The sequence below is a fragment of the Rhodothermales bacterium genome (genome assembly GCA_040221055.1).
Classification (GTDB): Bacteria; Bacteroidota; Rhodothermia; order Rhodothermales; family UBA10348; genus 1-14-0-65-60-17.
This window is the reverse complement of the sequence record JAVJVN010000009.1, coordinates 70,774-87,838: the sequence shown is the minus strand read 5'-3', so window position 1 is coordinate 87,838 and position 17,065 is coordinate 70,774. Positions and strand designations below refer to the sequence as shown.

13 protein-coding genes and 2 tRNA genes are annotated in these 17,065 nt (G+C 59.6%); 9 read left to right on the top strand and 6 right to left on the bottom strand.

The genetic code is table 11. The features are described 5' to 3' along the window. Positions 1–92: 92 nt before the first annotated feature. Positions 93–2,918 carry a BamA/TamA family outer membrane protein gene (locus tag RIE53_03045; GenBank protein MEQ9103653.1) on the top strand — a complete coding sequence of 942 codons (2,826 nt, stop codon included), beginning with the start codon at positions 93–95 and terminating at the stop codon, positions 2,916–2,918. Here RIE53_03045 and RIE53_03040 read toward each other — a convergent pair. Further along, complete coding sequence (locus RIE53_03040; GenBank protein MEQ9103652.1) at positions 2,907–4,577, bottom strand: hypothetical protein; 1,671 nt, start codon at positions 4,575–4,577, stop codon at positions 2,907–2,909. The genes RIE53_03045 and RIE53_03040 overlap by 12 nt on opposite strands. Then, a complete protein-coding gene (locus tag RIE53_03035) occupies positions 4,574–5,407 on the bottom strand; it encodes a hypothetical protein (protein ID MEQ9103651.1) in 834 nt (277 codons plus the stop codon). Before RIE53_03035 ends, RIE53_03040 begins: the two co-directional genes overlap by 4 nt. A gap of 114 nt (positions 5,408–5,521) precedes the next feature. On the opposite strand from RIE53_03035, the gene RIE53_03030 reads away from it, so the two are divergent. Next, entirely contained in the window at positions 5,522–6,451 is a 930-nt protein-coding gene (locus RIE53_03030) for a DUF4835 family protein (GenBank protein MEQ9103650.1), read from the top strand. Positions 6,452–6,485: 34 nt separating this feature from the next. Here the strand turns inward: RIE53_03030 and RIE53_03025 are convergent. Continuing rightward, positions 6,486–6,569, bottom strand: a tRNA-Leu gene (locus tag RIE53_03025). A gap of 19 nt (positions 6,570–6,588) precedes the next feature. Here RIE53_03025 and RIE53_03020 point away from each other — a divergent pair. Next, positions 6,589–8,778 carry a S46 family peptidase gene (locus RIE53_03020; protein ID MEQ9103649.1) on the top strand — a complete coding sequence of 730 codons (2,190 nt, stop codon included), beginning with the start codon at positions 6,589–6,591 and terminating at the stop codon, positions 8,776–8,778. Here the strand turns inward: RIE53_03020 and RIE53_03015 are convergent. Then, on the bottom strand, positions 8,762–9,673 hold the full coding sequence (locus RIE53_03015; protein MEQ9103648.1) for a peptidase: 912 nt from the start codon (positions 9,671–9,673) through the stop codon (positions 8,762–8,764). The two genes, RIE53_03020 and RIE53_03015, sit on opposite strands and share 17 nt — an antisense overlap. A 62-nt stretch (positions 9,674–9,735) precedes the next feature. After that, positions 9,736–9,808, bottom strand: a tRNA-Met gene (locus tag RIE53_03010). A gap of 139 nt (positions 9,809–9,947) precedes the next feature. Between RIE53_03010 and RIE53_03005 the strand changes: the two genes are divergently transcribed. From RIE53_03005 to RIE53_02980, 6 genes are all read left to right on the top strand, one after another. Further along, on the top strand, positions 9,948–11,153 hold the full coding sequence (locus tag RIE53_03005; GenBank protein ID MEQ9103647.1) for a DUF1015 family protein: 1,206 nt from the start codon (positions 9,948–9,950) through the stop codon (positions 11,151–11,153). Positions 11,154–11,160: 7 nt separating this feature from the next. Beyond that, positions 11,161–12,363, top strand: a complete 1,203-nt coding sequence (locus RIE53_03000) for a 3-phosphoglycerate dehydrogenase family protein (protein ID MEQ9103646.1) — start codon at positions 11,161–11,163, stop codon at positions 12,361–12,363. Between the two features lie 2 nt (positions 12,364–12,365). After that, positions 12,366–13,436: a 3-phosphoserine/phosphohydroxythreonine transaminase gene (gene serC / locus RIE53_02995; GenBank protein ID MEQ9103645.1), complete on the top strand. Its 1,071-nt coding sequence runs from the start codon at positions 12,366–12,368 to the stop codon at positions 13,434–13,436. 132 nt (positions 13,437–13,568) lie between these two features. Continuing rightward, positions 13,569–14,702, top strand: coding sequence for a Re/Si-specific NAD(P)(+) transhydrogenase subunit alpha (locus RIE53_02990; GenBank protein ID MEQ9103644.1), 1,134 nt, complete (start codon positions 13,569–13,571; stop codon positions 14,700–14,702). Next, positions 14,699–14,974, top strand: a complete 276-nt coding sequence (locus RIE53_02985; GenBank protein MEQ9103643.1) for an NAD(P) transhydrogenase subunit alpha — start codon at positions 14,699–14,701, stop codon at positions 14,972–14,974. Before RIE53_02990 ends, RIE53_02985 begins: the two co-directional genes overlap by 4 nt. Positions 14,975–14,978: 4 nt before the next feature. After that, positions 14,979–16,403 carry an NAD(P)(+) transhydrogenase (Re/Si-specific) subunit beta gene (locus tag RIE53_02980; GenBank protein MEQ9103642.1) on the top strand — a complete coding sequence of 475 codons (1,425 nt, stop codon included), beginning with the start codon at positions 14,979–14,981 and terminating at the stop codon, positions 16,401–16,403. Here RIE53_02980 and RIE53_02975 read toward each other — a convergent pair. Beyond that, positions 16,390–16,998 carry an arylesterase gene (locus RIE53_02975; GenBank protein ID MEQ9103641.1) on the bottom strand — a complete coding sequence of 203 codons (609 nt, stop codon included), beginning with the start codon at positions 16,996–16,998 and terminating at the stop codon, positions 16,390–16,392. The two genes, RIE53_02980 and RIE53_02975, sit on opposite strands and share 14 nt — an antisense overlap. Between the last annotated feature and the right edge of the window lie 67 nt (positions 16,999–17,065).

Below are 17,065 nucleotides of genomic sequence, written 5' to 3'. Positions count from 1 at the left end.
TGTATTTTTGGCCGTTCCCATTGGTTCGGTCAGACGTTCGAACATCTGTTGTGCCGTGTTGTATTGCCGAGGGCCGCTATATTCAGTGCACCATGCGCACCGCCACGACCTTCCTGTTACTGTTTCTGCTCTGGATGTCCTTTGGGCGTACGCACGCCCAGGTCATATCCGTTTATGACGTCCTTAACAGGCCGCCGGGTGTAACCTACCAGGAACTGCGGCATGCCTCATGGCGCGTCATCTTCCAGGACGGATCGCGCGAGCAGGCAGAGGAACTGCTGTGGACGTTGAATGAAACGTTCGGTGCGGTGGATTCATTGGTCGGAGACGGACACCCACCGTCTCTCACGGTGGTCCTGAACGATTACAACGACCGGGGCAACGGCTACGTTACGTCGTTTCCGTTCAAATCCGAAATCGAATCAACGGCCATTTCCGGACGTGGATTGTCTACGCGGAATTCAAACTGGACACGGTTGGTAACCACCCATGAACTGGTCCACGCCGTGCAGGCGGACGCCCGGCATGGTTTCGGAATGGCTTCCCTCATCCGGCCGTTTGCGCCCGATCTGGCAAGGTCCATGAACATGTGGATGCCCAAAGGCTGGCTGGAGGGACTGGCCGTTGTGCATGAAAGTACGTTTGAACGTGGAGGCGGCCGGCTCAATCACCCCTACTTCAGCATGCAGTTCCGTGCCGGAATGGACCGCGGATGGACACTCGCTCAAATGTTGGAGCCACCGAGCTACCATCGTCCCTTCAACCGGTTCTATCTCGGTGGCACCCTGTACACGGAGTTTGTCCTGCAGACCTATGGCACGGAAGCCGTACGGAGGGCCTCGGCTTGGCAGGGGCGCCTCCCGTTCATGGGCTTCGGAACCGTCATGCGGTTGGCCACGGGCGATTGGCCGGATGCACAGATGGACCGGATGCGTGTCTGGTATGACTCTACCTATGGACACCGTACACCGGTCCATCCCGAGGGGGCCACGGTATTCGGGCGAACGGGATTGGTGCATCGCAACCCACAATGGCTGAATGATAAGACCGTCCTCGTGTACGCATTCGCCTACAACGTGGCACGGGGTCTTTTCACGGTGGATGCAGAAAGTGGCAAGCGAAAACGTCTGACCGTGCAAGAGACGAGTGAGGATGCGGTATTCAGCGTGGATGACACGGGCCATGTCCACTATTCCCGGTACGAACGGCATCCGGTCTCGGCCATTGCGTGGACATCCCGCTCATTCAGCGTGGACCGGAACGGGGATACGACCGTGCATCCCGGGAGTGACCACACGCTGAATCCGGTTCGCGTTCGGGACGGGAGCGTCTGGGCCATCCGGACGCGGGGGGCATTTTCGGACATCGTGTCCCTGGATGACCCAACGCGCACGGTGGCTAGCCTGCCCCGTGTCCGGATGGAGAGGATGGCTCCTCGCCCTGCCTCGGATTCCGTCGCCGTTGTCGCCCACTTCGAGGGCCAGCAAGGCCTGTTCCTGGCATGGGACGGCCAGTTCCGGCCGTGGTTCGGATTCCGCAACGCCAGCATTTACGATGCATCGTGGAGTGCGGACGGAGAATGGCTCCTGTTCACGGCCGACCTTTCGGGCACGCTGCAGGTCCATGCTCTCCGGATGGATGACGGTCGCATTTTCAGGGTCACGGATGACGTGTACGCAGCCATGGAACCATCCTTTTCACCGGATGGCCGTCGTCTGGCCTATGTCGTATACAGGGACGAACGCTTCGATCTGGTGATTGACCGCGTCCAACCGGAAAAATGGCTCGAATTGGGCACGCTTGCGTCACTTGTGGATTGGCCGGAAGGACGAGTCGAAAATGCGGCCTTGCAAATCGGGTCCTACGCAGACCTTCCTTCCAGGCCTTATTCCACGTTCCGGAATCTGACCTTCCGGTCCGTATTTCCAGTCCTGTATCCAGCCGTGGAAAGAGATCGCGACGCAGATGCTCGGTTGGGTGTCGGTGCCGGGTTGGGCTTCCACGGCACCGATCCGCTCCAGAAGGTGAGTTGGTACGGAGAGGTGTTCATCCAGAATGGACGGCCCTGGGGTACGACCGGAGTCAGTACGAGTGCCGGGGCCGTATTTCCGACGCTCCGGTTCTCGAGACGTCCCGAAACCATCCAAGCGCTGGACAACCAGGGTCAGGCCCGCCGGGCCATCCGTGACCGATTGTCCGCTTCGGCGGGCATCGTGATCCCCCGGGTATTCCGCCAGAATGTTTCGCAGTCCTCTGCGCGCCTCGGCCTGTTTGTTTCGCATCGGACCGATCGGATCCTGGATGATGATCTTCGACAGATCACCGATGCCTTTTCACGCTGGTCATTTACTCCGTCGGCCACGTTTTCCTGGCGGATCCAGCAGAATCCGAGGGATATCATTCCCCGATCCGGAACCGTCCTGCGCTGGATAGGGGAGTTTGATCTGGAAGCCAAACGATTTCCTAAAAGGAAAGCCTGGATTTCCCGATTGGACCAGTACGTGCCCATCGGGGGACGAACCAATACGGGGATCCGCCTGACGTCCGGCATCCTGCACCAGAACGTAGCATCGGTTTTCAATCTGGATGGTTTCCGTCCGCGGGGTTGGGAAGACGGTTTCGTCGGGTCGGGCGATTTCCTGCAATACGGGATGGAGGTCCGGCAACCGGTATGGTTCGTGGACAATGGGTTTGTCACGATACCCGTATTCATGAAAATGGCCTACCTGTTCGGGTTCACGGAACGATTGCATGATCTCCGGGCATGGGATCGGCACTTCGGATCCGCCGGATTCGGCTTGGGTCTGGAAACCCGCCTGGCTCACGTCGTGGCCCTTGATCTGCAATGGCGATGGGCCTATCGATTCGAGGACCGGGAATGGCGCTCCGATTTCACGTTCATCGACTCAATACCGTAACGCTACGACCAATCGGCGTCGGATGTCACGGGTGCCCGTAAAGGACGCCCGTTGGGCGCGTTGGTCCATGAACAGGGTCATCCTGCCCAGCCCGGATCGGTTCCGTTCAAGGCGTATGCTCCAGTGCAGGGTAGGGCCGGTCATGCGCAACAGCCCCAACATGCCGGTCGTCCTGTCCGTGACAAGAACCGCCCAGGGATCGGAATCATGGCCCCATATGACGGTTCTTCCAACCACGAAGCGCGTCCGTGGGGATGCTTGCCACTGCACCCGGGCTCCCAGTCCACCTGCACCGGCGGCAACGGCCTGCATGGTTATGCGCACGTCAGGCCGGACCGTGGTTTCTTTGCGGACGGAAAAGCGGGCCTGCCCATTCCAGGCGCCGGTCATGGCATCCTTCTCGTTCCTGATGCGAAGCTCAAGTGCCCAGGTATACCGCTCGGCATGGATCCATGCGGCAACCTGATGGCCTTCGGATTGTCGATGCCGGCTCGGCGCCCGATGATGGTGCCGGATCCCCCAGACCATCGCGCCACCCCGTGTGAGGCGGGTTCCCACGGATGCAACCGTGGTTCGTCGCGTGTGGTCCCTTGGCTCCATTCCGGCTTCGGGTCCCCACGGAAGGGAGGCCACCGGTTGCTCATGAAGATGGTACAGGTTCAATGCCATATCCGTCACGGGTATGGAGATTTCCACGGCCCAACTCACCAAGGCACGATCCGTCGGGGTCATTCCGAATCGGGTGGCGACGAAACCGGTACGTGCCCCGGAGGTCGACCATTGCCACCGTCCCATGGACTCGAAGACGCTCCGCGATCCACCAGGGACCGAAAAGCGGGTCCATGTGGCGCCCGCCCGAAGCGGACCGCGAAGCATCCTTGCTGCACCTCCGTGAGCTGTCACGCGGACCCGTCGACGTGACATGAGGCTGGAGGCCGAAGTAAAGTGCCAGGATTTTCGTAACGAGGTTTCCTGGACCGGATGGGTACCGGAGCCTGATTTCACGGTCCCGTCTTCCCGTCGTGCCGACGTGAACACGTCGATGGTCCAGCCTCCGGCAAGCTTCAAAGACAGCGCCATGCCTCGCGGAGCCGGTTGCTGGGAGGAACCGGCATAGGCTCGTACGTCCGGCATTCGGAGGGTGGGGCGCCACGGATGCCGTCGGGACGGCTCCGCTGTCCGCAACCCCAAGGTGGACAGCGCGGCCGCCGATCGAAAGCGGAAGTCCCCGAGGACCAGTCTGAGTCGCCGTCCACCCATTCGGACGTATCCGCTGGCGTGTTCACCGAAGAACCACTGGGCACCCGGATCAAGGCGTACCGGCTCAGATGACTCCCGAAGCAGGCTGCCGGCCATTTCCAGCCAAGGATGGGGAGACCATGCAGCGTTGAAAGCAACACGGCCCGATGAGGCGAGAACAGCATTCCACGAGAGCGCTCCTGGATCTGTTGGCTCCTGGGCTTTGCGGGTCGCGCGCAAGGCACCAACCCCATCGCCCGGGGTATTTTCCGATCCCAGTACGTATTCGGGCAAAGCATGCTCGTGCAGCAACTCCAGGTACGCCAGCGAGTCGGTGACTTGTGCCGTCAGGTGACCCGGATGCAGTCCAATTCCCCAGGCGGTCATCACCAACATCCCCTTTGAAACGAGCCCGTTCATGACCACCCGATTGATATCCACCGACTTATTCCGGGGTCCGGTTGCCACTCGAAAGCAAAACGTGCGAAGAGGGTGCCGCTCCGGAAGCGGATGGAAGCGGCCGTCCTGAACGGATTCCCGGCACCCCCGATGTCAATCCACATGCGTTCCACGGCCTTCCAGGTGCTTCCGATGTGCCAGGCCGGACCGAAGTCAGGATGGATGGAGACGGTGGCATGCAGCAGCGGCCAGTGTGCACCGGGGTCGTAGGTCCCGTCGGCAGCCACGACCCAGCCATGGAGTCTGGTCGCCCTGTAATTCAGCAGGTGGAAGGCTACGGAGGTTCCCTCACGGGCATGCCAGTTCACACCGAGCGCCGAAACCGGCGTACGCCGAGCGCCGAGCAGCCCCATCCGTTCATGGGTCCACCCGAAGCTGGCTCCCGCGCGTACGCCTTGTGCCAGGGTCAGGGGCCGCATGTACGACAGGGCGAAGAACACGGCCTGGTATGCGTCGAACCGGGTCGCCTTGGTCGATGCCAGCCACGTGGATTGACCGTTGGACCGCCCGAAACGTGCACCAACCGTGGACGCCTCGGTCACGCCGAACGGGACATGATGATCCAGGCGGACGTGCCAGGTCCCGTCCACCGGAAGGTGGGCGGGGCGGAGCGGTGACAGGATGCCGCCGGTGGCACCCGCCGCTCCGCCCCGCCCGGCTGTTTCAGGATCGGGTGGCCACTGGCCACTCGCGGTCGTGACCGTCCATGCCAGCAAAACCATAAGCGCGACCGGAAGCCACACCGTCGGTCTGACGGGAAATTGCAGAAGCGTTACCATTCGCAGGAGCAAGACGCCGGATGGGCGTCCGGTTTGATCCACAGGACACCCAAGACCCATCGTGCGTGAAACTGTAACTGGCCACCCCGGTATTACGCGCACTTCCGAACACGCCAGATTGTCTTCATGCACGGTGTCGAATCGTCCACTCGTCCCATAAGACGCATAGTCGCGTCGATCGCGGTCGTTCTTGTCCTGGCAGGCCTGTCTGTGACCAGGAGTCATGCGCAGGAATTCAATTGCACTGTCGCGGTCAATTATTCCAGCCTTACAGGCACGGACTACAGTTTTCTGGACGACCTCCGTCAACGGGTGTTCGAATACGTGAACCAGCGCCAGTGGACAGAGGACCGTTACCGGGATTTCGAACGGATTGACTGTTCCATCCAGATCGTCATGACGGAGGCCATATCCTTGACGCGTTTCCGGGCGCGTCTGGTGCTGGCCTCACGACGTCCTATCTTTGGAACAGGTCAACAGTCCACCGTTCTGCAGTTGAGTGATGAAGCGTGGGTTTTCGATTATGCACAGGGATCCCCGCTGATCTTTGAACCCGACCGATACCACTCCATCACGTCGGTTCTCAACTTCTATGCATACATAATGCTGGGCTTCGACTACGATACCTTCAGTCGCATGGGAGGGGATCCGCATTTTGAACGGGCGCGCCGGATATCCGAGATTGCCCAGAGCAGTGGTGCTGTAGGCTGGTCGTCCATGGGCGGAGACGTCAGCCGCGGCCAACTCATCTCGGATATCATGAATCCCCGGTTCCGCTCACTGCGGGAAGGATACTTTGACTACCATTTTGAATCCCTGGATCACTTCATTCGCGACCCGGAGCGCGCCAGGACGGTTCTGGTTGACCTGCTGAACAATCTTGCCAGCCTGCGCGAGGACGTATCCCGCGCCTACTATCTGGATCAGTTCTTCTCCAGCAAATATGGAGAGATTGCAGCCATGTTGAAGGGCTCCACGCAGGCAAACCAGGCTTTTGACGCCTTGTCCAAAATGGACCCTGCCCATATTTCCGACTATGAAGCCATGCTGAACTGATGCTGGCCGTCATGCGGTCGGAACAGCCTTCTCGTGCGAAAGGGGGGACTCGAACCCCCACGTCCTTCCGGACACCAGATCCTAAGTCTGGCGCGTCTACCAATTCCGCCACTCTCGCCGTGGCGCCTCTAATACCCATGCACCCGAACCGGTTCCATATGCGAAACGTCGCAGCAATGCTCGTTCTTGTCGTCTTTGCAACGTCCGCCTGCGCTCCGCCCCGACAGGTCGCGGAGGTCACGTCCCGTCCGGTCATGCGGGCCGATACGGTTCGGGCGTACCCGGCATCTCCCGCGCAACCGGCTTATGAAGAAGTGCCGGTGCCTCACCATGTGAATGGTCGCATGTGGGTATTCGATGCGCTGCCATACGATTGGTGGGCCGAGGAGTATGACCTCCGTCCAGACTCATCCTGGAGCACCCGAGCCATGCGTGGCGCGTTGCGGCTGGGTACGTTCTGTTCGGCATCTTTCGTTTCGGCGGAGGGACTGGTTCTGACGAACCACCATTGCGTCCGGGATCAACTGGAAAAAGTGGAACAGGACGGGGAAAATCTGCTGAAAGACGGGTTCGTCGCTCGTCATGATTCCCTCGAACGGCGCATTCCGGATCTGTACGTGGATGAACTGCTGCGGATTGAGAACGTGACCGACGAAGTCCGGAAAGCGGCCGAGGACGTCCGCGGAGCGGGCCCCAGGATGGATGCCCGTCGAAAGCGCGCGGAAGCCATAGAACGTCGGATGACGGAAGAACTGAACGGATCGGATTCCCTGTATGTGGTGGAGGTATTCGAGACGTGGAGCGCCTACCGGTACAGTGCCTACGTGTATCGCAGGCACCGCGATGTGAGACTGGTTCTGGTTCCGTCGGAGTCAGCCGGTTACTTCGGGGGGGATGCTGACAATTTCTCGTGGCCGAGGCATACCCTGGACATGGCGTTCCTGCGTGTCCGGGACCGGGAGGGACATCCACACAAGCCGGCCCATTACTTTTCCGTCGACACGACCTCGGTACAATCCGGAGATGCGGTATTCGTCGTCGGCAACCCGGGTACGACCGACCGACTGTCCCCGGTTTCCATACTCGAGTACGAGCGGGACGTCACCTTGCCACGCAGCATAGCCGTGCTCATGAACCGACAACAGGTGCTTCGGAACCATTCCGAACGGCTGGCCGATTCGTTGGCCAATGATTTGATGACACTGGAGAATACGCTCAAAGCAGAGCGGGGCTCGCTCGAAGGATTGAATGAAGGAGATGTCCTCGCCGTCCGATATACGGCGGACCAGGTACTGCAACGGCAATTCGCCCAGGAAGACTCGCTCGCGCAGGCATTCGGCAATCTGCAGCGGGACCTTCGGCTGCTCCAGCAATCCAAGCGGATTTCTGCGAGAAAGGCGGAAGCCTTCACGCATTTCCTGAATCCGGTGGCTTCATCCAGGATCCTGGCCCGGGCCATGTATGGATATGTCCTTACGCTCTCCAGACAACGAGGTGCAGATGATGAAGCCTTGGCATCGCTCCGGAAAGATGCCCTAAACATCGAGGATTGGCCCCGGGACGTGGAACGGGACATGATCCAGGCACGGCTGATGGACGTGATTCATGCCCTCGGTGAAACGGATCCGACCGTCCGGCGCTTGCTGGACGGAAAGGATGCAGCGACCATCGCCGATTCCATGGTGACGCACACCCGGATTGCGGAAAAGGATGCGTTCCAGGAAATCCTTGACGAAAACTATCTGGCCAGCGGGGACGTCACGGTTCCGTTGATCGAGGCACTTGCCCCCCTGTATTTCACATTGGATGCCGAACTTTCGGGGCTCGTCACGCGCGAAAACGCCTTGCTGACCCGTCTGGAAGAGGGACGGTACCGTGTGGAAGCAACACCGTCACCGCCGGATGCATCCTTCAAGCTCCGCATTTCAGACGGGCGCGTGAAAGGGGTCGACTCCACTTCCGCTTTTACGACGTTTGCCGGCCTTTTTGCCCTGGCTGAGCGGCAGGGGGCCGGAGCACAAGCATCACCCTGGTCGCTCCCGAAGGAGCTTGACGGGCATGCCGCCGTGTTGCGGGACATTCCGCTCAATCTGGTCGCTACGACCGACATTGCCGGTGGAAACTCCGGCTCGCCACTCCTTTCCCGTGACCTGGACCTGGTGGGACTTGTTTTCGACAGCAATTGGGACGCCCTGCCTTCAAACTGGGTCTTCGGCCGGGAGGATGGAAGAACCATTGCCGTGGACATTCGGGCCATCGTGGCCATGCTCAGGCATGCCTACGGAGCCGACCACGTGCTGCACGAATTGCTCAACGAACGCCCCTGAACGCCTGGATGATGGCGGGCACCACGTCCGTCAAGTCGACGACATCCACGAAGGCGCCAGCGCCAGGACCTGAAACTGCGAGCGGCACCGGATTCCGGGTATGTGTCCGCACGGAGAGATCTTCCAGGTTGCCGTGATCCGATGTGATCACGATGGTCATGCCGTCCGGCTTGCATGCATGGAGGTGGCCCAGGAATCGGGAAACGGATTGTAGTACCTCGACCGCCTGGCCCGGGGACTGGGCATGGCCGGCCTTGTCTGTCAGGAAGTACTCGAACAGCGTGAATGCATGTTGTTGGGCCACAGCGAGCAAGCGGTCTGCGGCGTGCTCTTCCGTCTGTTCTGTCGTGTGGCCCGTGAAGCGGCGCAGTCCCGCTCCCGTGATATCCGCGGCCACCGCATTTCCGGAAGCGAGATCCTCCAGCGTGCGGAGCGGAGTTCCCGAATCCAGGCAGCATCGCGTCGTGGTCGACCACCGGTCCGTCCGTGTGGCACGCTCGAAGAAGGCTTCGGGAAACGCATTCGCGAACGCCGTATCCCGGCCCGTATGCTCCCGGACGCGTCGAAACACGTTGTGGCTGCGCAACGCATTGCGCGTGCTGGAATGTGGCCAGGGTCCGAAATGCCGCTGCGCCAGTCTGGCGCAGTTGATTCCCGTAAAGAGTGTGGCCTGCCCCGTACCACTCTGCGGCAGTCCCGGAACGCCGAGACACGCATCCACAGCCGCAAAATGATGCATCTCGTCAGGGACAGGAGTGACGGGAAGCGTCCAGGGACGGCCACCCGCCCACATATGCAGTCCGGACAGGTCCGGGCCGGATAATGGATTGTCCGGACCCGGAGGGGCCAATCCGATTCCGTCCAAGAAGACCAGCAGGACGCTCGCAGGATGCATGGAAGCGTTCTAGAATAAAGTAAAAGGGCGTCCCGATCGCATGATCAGAACGCCCTTTGCAGTAGCGGGGGCAGGATTCGAACCTGCGACCTTCGGGTTATGAGCCCGATGAGCTACCAGCTGCTCCACCCCGCGATGTAGGATACAATAATACGGAAATCATGGGCTACAATCAACGAACTCCCGTTGAAGAATGGACGCACGGTATATCCCTCCGGGGTTGCATTGTATTTTCGGAATTCCTGTTCCACATCCACCACACGTGTGCTTCGACATGGCCCTTCTTCACCCTTTCAAAGCACTCCGTCCGGTACCCGAGCGGGCACAGGACGTTGCCTGTGTACCATACGACGTCATCAACACCGAAGAAGCGCGTGACCTGGCGGAGGGGAATCCGCTGAGTTTCCTGCATGTCATCCGGCCGGAAATCGATCTTCCGGTGTCCATGGACGAGCATGACCCTGAGGTGTACGCCAAAGGCGCCGAGAATCTCCGTTCCTTCCGTCATGCCCCGTTTTCAACCCAGGATGTTAATCCGTGCGTGTATGTTTACCGCCTGGTCATGGATGGTCGTTCACAGACGGGCGTCTTCGGGTGCGTGTCCACGGACGAGTACGACAGCGGACGCATCCTGAAGCACGAACTCACGCGTCCCGTCAAGGAAGATGATCGAACACGTCACATCCTTGAGCAGCAAGCTCACGCAGAACCTGTCATGCTCGCGTTCAAGGACCATCCCGGGGTCCAGGCGCTGATTGAGGAAGCACAGATGTCACCCGCGTTGTACGATTTCACGGCGGATGACGGAATCCGACACACGGTCTGGCGCATCACTGACACCGGGCCCATCGTGAAGGCGTTTGCTGACGTACCACAACTTTATGTCGCCGATGGGCATCACCGATGCAAGGCAGCCAGTCGGGCAGCCGAGGAGATCAATGGGCCACCGGACCATGAATCCCGATTCTTCCCGGCCGTCCTGTTTCCCATGAGTCAGGTCGCCATACTGCCGTACAATCGGATTATTCGCCGTCTTCCGCAAGGTCCGGACGAGTTCCTGTCAACCCTGCGCTCACGATTCGATGTCGGTCCGGTTTCCCAACCGACGCCAGATTCCAAAGGCCGGATCTGTTTGTATCTTGGCAACACATGGTACGGACTGACCTTGCCTGAACCGGTTACATCCGATGTGACGGCCAGTCTGGATGTCGCCCGACTCTCTGCCGGTATCCTTGAGCCCCTCCTGGGTATTACTGATCCGCGCCGGGACAGCAACATCGACTTTGTCGGCGGTATCAGGGGAACGCGGGAACTGGAGCGACTGGTCCACGAAGGAAAGGCAGCACTGGCCATATCCATGTATCCGACTTCCATGGACGAATTGGTGTCCGTTTCGGATGCCGGCGAACTCATGCCACCAAAATCCACGTGGTTCGAACCGAAGTTGCGGTCCGGCCTCCTGATTCATCTTTTTGACTGAGATCCCCATGCGCGTATTGCTTGCCGACAGTCTGTCCGACACTGTTCTATCCATGCTTGGTGAAGCGTCCCTGGAGGTGGTCAACGAACCCGGACTATCGGGAGACGCGCTGACGGCCGCGTTGGGCAGACATGCCCCTCAGGTATTGGTCGTCCGGTCCACGAAGGTACCCAAGGAGGCCATCCTGGCTTCGCCAGCACTGGAACTCATTGTACGGGCAGGCGCGGGATACGACACGATCGATGTGCTGACGGCATCGGAGGCAGGCGTGTTCGTGGCCAATTGCCCCGGAAAGAACGCCACGGCGGTGGCCGAATTGACCATCGGCCTCTTGATGGCGCTGGATCGGTCCATCCCGGACAATGTCATGGATGCTCGCTCCGGCGCATGGAACAAGGCCAAGTACGGAAAGGCCGAGGGCTTGAAGGGACGGACGCTTGGCGTAGTCGGCTTGGGAAACATCGGTCGGGAAGTCGTCAGCATGGCCCATGCACTCGGTATGCATATCGTAGGATGGTCCAGGTCCCTCACCGATGCCCAGGCGAGGGAACTCGGTGTCCTTCGTGTGGACTCCCCGGTGGATGTTGCAGCCCGCGCTGACGCGGTGACCCTGCACGTGGCGGCGACGGATGATACCCGCCAATTGGCCGACAAGGCATTCTTCGGCGCCATGAAACAGGGCGCCTTCTTCATCAATACCACGCGGGCGTCCGTCGTGGATGAAGCGGCCATGACACAGGCCATGCAGGACAAGGGCATACGCGTTGCACTGGATGTATTTTCAGACGAACCTGCCGCCAAGAGCGGGTCGTTCCAGCATCCGCTCGCATCCCATCCGAATGTCTACTTGACCCATCATATCGGTGCATCCACGGAGCAGGCGCAGAACGCCATCGCCGAGGAGGCTGCCCGTATCATTATCACCTACGCGACGACCGGTGACGTACCCAATTGTGTGAACCTGGCCACGAAAACGCCAGCAACCCACCAGTTGACCGTCCGGCACCGGGACAAAGTCGGTGTGCTGGCCGGTGTCCTTGAGACCATGCGGCAGGCGAACTGGAACATCCACGAAATGGAGAACGTGGTTTTTGATGGTGCGAAGGCAGCGTGTGCGTACATTCGGTTCGATGGAACAGTGCAAACGGCCGTCGTCGAACGTATTTCTGAACTTGATGATATTCTGGCCGTGAGCCTGATGGAATTATGACCATGGAACGCATCCACAACTTTTCAGCCGGACCGGGCACGTTGCCCCGACCCGTTCTCGAAGAAGCGCGTGACGAAATGCTCGTCTACAAAACGGCCGGCGCATCCATCATGGAAATCAGCCACCGTTCGGCGGAGTACACGGCAGTCGCCGATGCGGCCCGGCAGCATTTCAAGGACCTGCTGGGCCTGGATGATGATTGGCAAATCCTCTTTCTGCAGGGCGGTGCATCGCTCCAGTTCTATCAGACGGCACTTAATTTCCTGCCCGCAGGTCGTACCGCCGATTATGTGGACACGGGTGAGTGGTCCAGCAAGGCCATCCAGCAAGGCCAGTTCGTGGGTACGGTGAACGTGGCTGCCAGCAGCGAAGAGACCGGCTACGACCATGTGCCACCGCAGGCCAGCTGGGTCCATTCCGAGAACCCGGCCTATGTCCATGTCACTTCGAACAATACCATTTACGGTACCCGCATGACGTGGGATCCGGATGTACCCGCACCCCTCATCTGCGATGCGTCGTCCGATTTCCTGGCGCGCCCCCTCGACATGAACCGGTATTCGCTCATCTATGCGGGTGCGCAGAAGAATATCGGACCGGCCGGAGTGACCGTCGTTCTCGTTCGTTCATCGTTCATGGAACGCGCCAATCCAAACGTGCCCACGATGCTGGACTACCGGGTGCACGCATCCAAATTGTTCAACACGCCACCCGTTTTCGCGGTATACATGGTTGAAAAGGTGCTCCGTTGGTTGAAAGATCTGGGAGGTCTGGTCGAGATGGAGCGTCGCAACGACCAGAAGGCGCGCCTGCTCTATGACCGGCTGGATCGGACGGATTTCTACCGGGGCACGGCACAGACGGCTTCGCGGTCGAACATGAATGTCACATTCCGCCTGCCTGATGAGGCGATGGAATCCGCATTCATTGCCGGGGCCAAGAAGAAGGGGCTTGTGGGCCTGAAGGGGCACAGGAGTGTCGGGGGCATCCGTGCATCCATCTATAATGCCTGTGATCGCTCATCCGTGGAGGCACTGATTGATTTCATGGACGGATTCGAACGGGACGCCTGATAAACAGGGCGTTTGAACGCACCCAAGTCGTGTCAGGGAATCCCCTGCAACAGTCCGCTGGATCTGCTCCGTTGCGCTGACGGGTAAGGCTTTGTATATATATGCCGCACAACAAGTCAAGACGGCAGGCCCATGGGATACACGATTGGAGTTCCGAAGGAAACCGCGACAGGTGAACGCATGGTCGCGCTCGTACCTGAAGTGGTGAGCAAGCTGGTGAAAGCCGGCGCCACGGTTCAGGTCGAACGTGGTGCGGGTGACGGCGCATACGTATCGGACCAGGAATTCACGGACGCGGGAGCCACGATGGTGGATCGGAGTGCCGCATTCTCAAGCGACATCGTGGTCAAGGTTCGTCCTCCCGATGATCAGGAAATCGGATTGATGCGCAAGGGTGGTGCCTACATCGGATTCCTGAGTCCATTGGATGATGCCAGCCGGTCGGCTGCGCTTGCAACGCAGGGGGTAACAGCACTTTCCATGGAGCTGGTTCCGCGGATTTCACGTGCCCAGAAGATGGACGCGTTGTCTGCACTCTCCTCGATTGGTGGATACCGGGCCATGCTGATGGCGGCAACTACCCTGCCGAAATTCTTTCCGTTGTTGACGACCGCGGCCGGTACCGTCCGACCGTCCAACGTGCTCGTTCTGGGAGCAGGCGTTGCCGGGCTGCAGGCCATAGCCACGGCGCGACGGTTGGGAGCCAAGGTGTCCGCGTACGATATCCGGGAGGCGGCAAAAGAAGAGGTCCACTCGCTTGGGGCACAATTCGTGGAGTTGGAACTCGAGATCGGCGACATGCAGGATTCCGGCGGCTATGCGAAAGCGTTGGCCGAGGAAAAATCAAAACGCCAGGTGGAATTGCTTGTGCCGTTCATCGGCAAGTCGGATGTCGTCGTATCGACCGCACTCATTCCGGGCAGGAAAGCCCCTGTCCTCATTTCGGAAGATGCCGTCAAGGCCATGACGCCTGGCAGTGTCATCGTGGACATGGCAGCCGCCAACGGAGGAAACTGTGCCTTGACCGAGGCCGACCAGACGGTTGTCCGGCATGGGGTTACCATCATCGGTGCAACCAACCTGACCACGGACATGCCGGTACATGCCAGCCAGTTGTACGCACGCACGCTGTTGGCCATGTTGCAGGACTTCACGGACGAGAACGGATTCAAACCGAATACGGACGATGAGGTGTTTGCCGGATCGTGCGTCTGTCGCGACGGGGAAGTGGTCCACGAACGAGTCAAAAACGTGCTTTCATCATGATTGAGAACCTGATCGTATTTGTATTGGCGGCCTTCATCGGGATGGAAGTCATCTCGAAGGTCCCCCAGACGCTGCACACACCGCTCATGTCCGGGTCGAATGCCGTTTCCGGCATCACCATTGTCGGGGCGCTCGTCGTGGCCGGTATGGTGGACGATCCATGGGCCATGTGGATTGGTGTTGGCGCGTTGATCTTTGCCACCATCAACGTAGTGGGCGGTTTCATGGTCACCGACCGGATGCTGCAGATGTTCAAGAAAAAGGACAAGTGACGTGATGAAACAAGCCATTATTGACATTGCCTACCTGGTTTCCGCAGTCCTTTTCATCTTTGGACTCAAGCGTCTCCAATCCCCGGCTACGGCGCGGAAGGGCAACCAGCTTGCCGCCCTCGGAATGTTGGTGGCGGTCGTTGCCACGTTGTTCCTGCAGGAAATCCTGACGCCGGCACAAATGCTCCTGGGGCTGGTGGTCGGCACCGGTATCGGACTGCTGCTCGCCAAGCGCGTTGAAATGACCGGAATGCCGGAACTGGTCGCGGCGTTCAACGGATTCGGGGGTATTGCCTCCACGCTCGTTGCTTCGGCAGAAATCGCGCGGATCCTGTCCCACGGGGAAGTGGTGCTGGACGCGGTCAGCGCCTTCACCATCGCGTTGTCCATCCTCATCGGTACGATCACCTTCACCGGCAGCTTCGTCGCTTTCGGGAAGTTGTCGGAACGCATTTCAGGAAACCCGATTTCGTTTCCGGGCATGCGTCTCCTGACCATCCTGTTCGTTCTGGCAGTGGTTGCTGGCACGACGTGGATGGTCATGGGAGCCAACGAGATTCATCAGATTCCCGAGCCAGTGATCTATGGAGCACTGATCGTGGGAGGCATGGCCTTCCTGCTCGGTATACTGCTCGTCATTCCCATTGGTGGGGCCGACATGCCAGTGGTTGTCGCACTGCTGAATTCCTATTCGGGTCTGGCCGCTGCTGCTACGGGATTCGTGCTGGACAACACCGCCTTGATTGTATCGGGTGCGTTGGTAGGCGCCTCCGGACTCATCCTGACGAACATCATGTGCGTCGCCATGAACCGTTCCCTGCTTAACGTGCTTCTCGGTGGATTCGGTGGCGATGGTGGAGGGGACGCGTCCAGTGGTGGACCGACTGTCGGCAATCTGACTGTGAACTCAACGACACCGGACGACGTGGCCATTCTGCTGACGTATGCCAGCAAAGTCATTTTCGTGCCGGGATACGGCATGGCAGTAGCCCAGGCGCAGCATGCGGTCCGTGAGTTGGCCGAGGAACTTGAAAAACGGGATGTTGAGGTCAAATTTGCCGTTCATCCCGTGGCCGGTCGCATGCCGGGGCACATGAACGTGCTGCTCGCCGAGGCGAATGTATCCTACGACAAACTGTTCGAAATGGACGAGATCAACGGTGAGTTCGCCACTACGGACGTGGCAGTGGTCATTGGTGCCAACGACGTGGTGAACCCGGCTGCACGACACGACAAGAGCAGCCCGATCTACGGCATGCCCATCCTGAACGTCGATCATGCGGCTACGACAATCGTCCTGAAACGATCCATGCGACCCGGATACGCCGGAATCGACAATGAGTTGTTCTACAACTCGAACAACCAGATGCTCTTCGGGGATGCGAAGGAGTCGATTGCCAACGTATTGAACGAAGTCAAGGCACTCTGACGCGGTCCCTGGCAACGGGGTACAATACGTCCCACACGGTCTCCGCCAGGATGCGGTGACCCTCGGCGGTGGGGTGTATGCCATCCGGAAGGTTCAAGGCGGGATTCCCGCCGACGCCTTCCAGGATGAAGGGGATGAGGTGCGTTTCGTATTCTGCAGCGAGATCCGAATACATCGAACTGAAGCGACGTGTATAGTCCTGACCCAGATTCGGGGGGACCTGCATCCCGGCGAGGATGATCTCCGTGCCCGGGGATGCGGAGCGGGTTTGTTCGATGATGGCCGCAAGGTTCGAGCGGGTCAAGTCCACATCAATTCCCCTCAGCCCGTCATTGCCACCCAGCTCCAGGACCAGGATATCCAGTCCCTGGTTCAGGAGCCAGTCCAGTCGATTCAGGCCACCGGTACTCGTATCGCCCGAAACGCCGGCATTGATTACGGTGGACGGGATTCCCACGGAATCCAGACGTTCTCCGACAAGATGCACGAATCCCTGTCTTTCGTCCAATCCGTAGGCTGCCGTGATGCTGTCGCCAAGAAAGAGGATGCGAAGCGCATCCGGGTTGTCCGCACGTTCGCTGGCGGACTCGGCCATCGGTTCAGCCGTGACGGCGGATTGATTTTCCGCGCGTTGATCGGATCCGGATGAACTATCGGAGGAA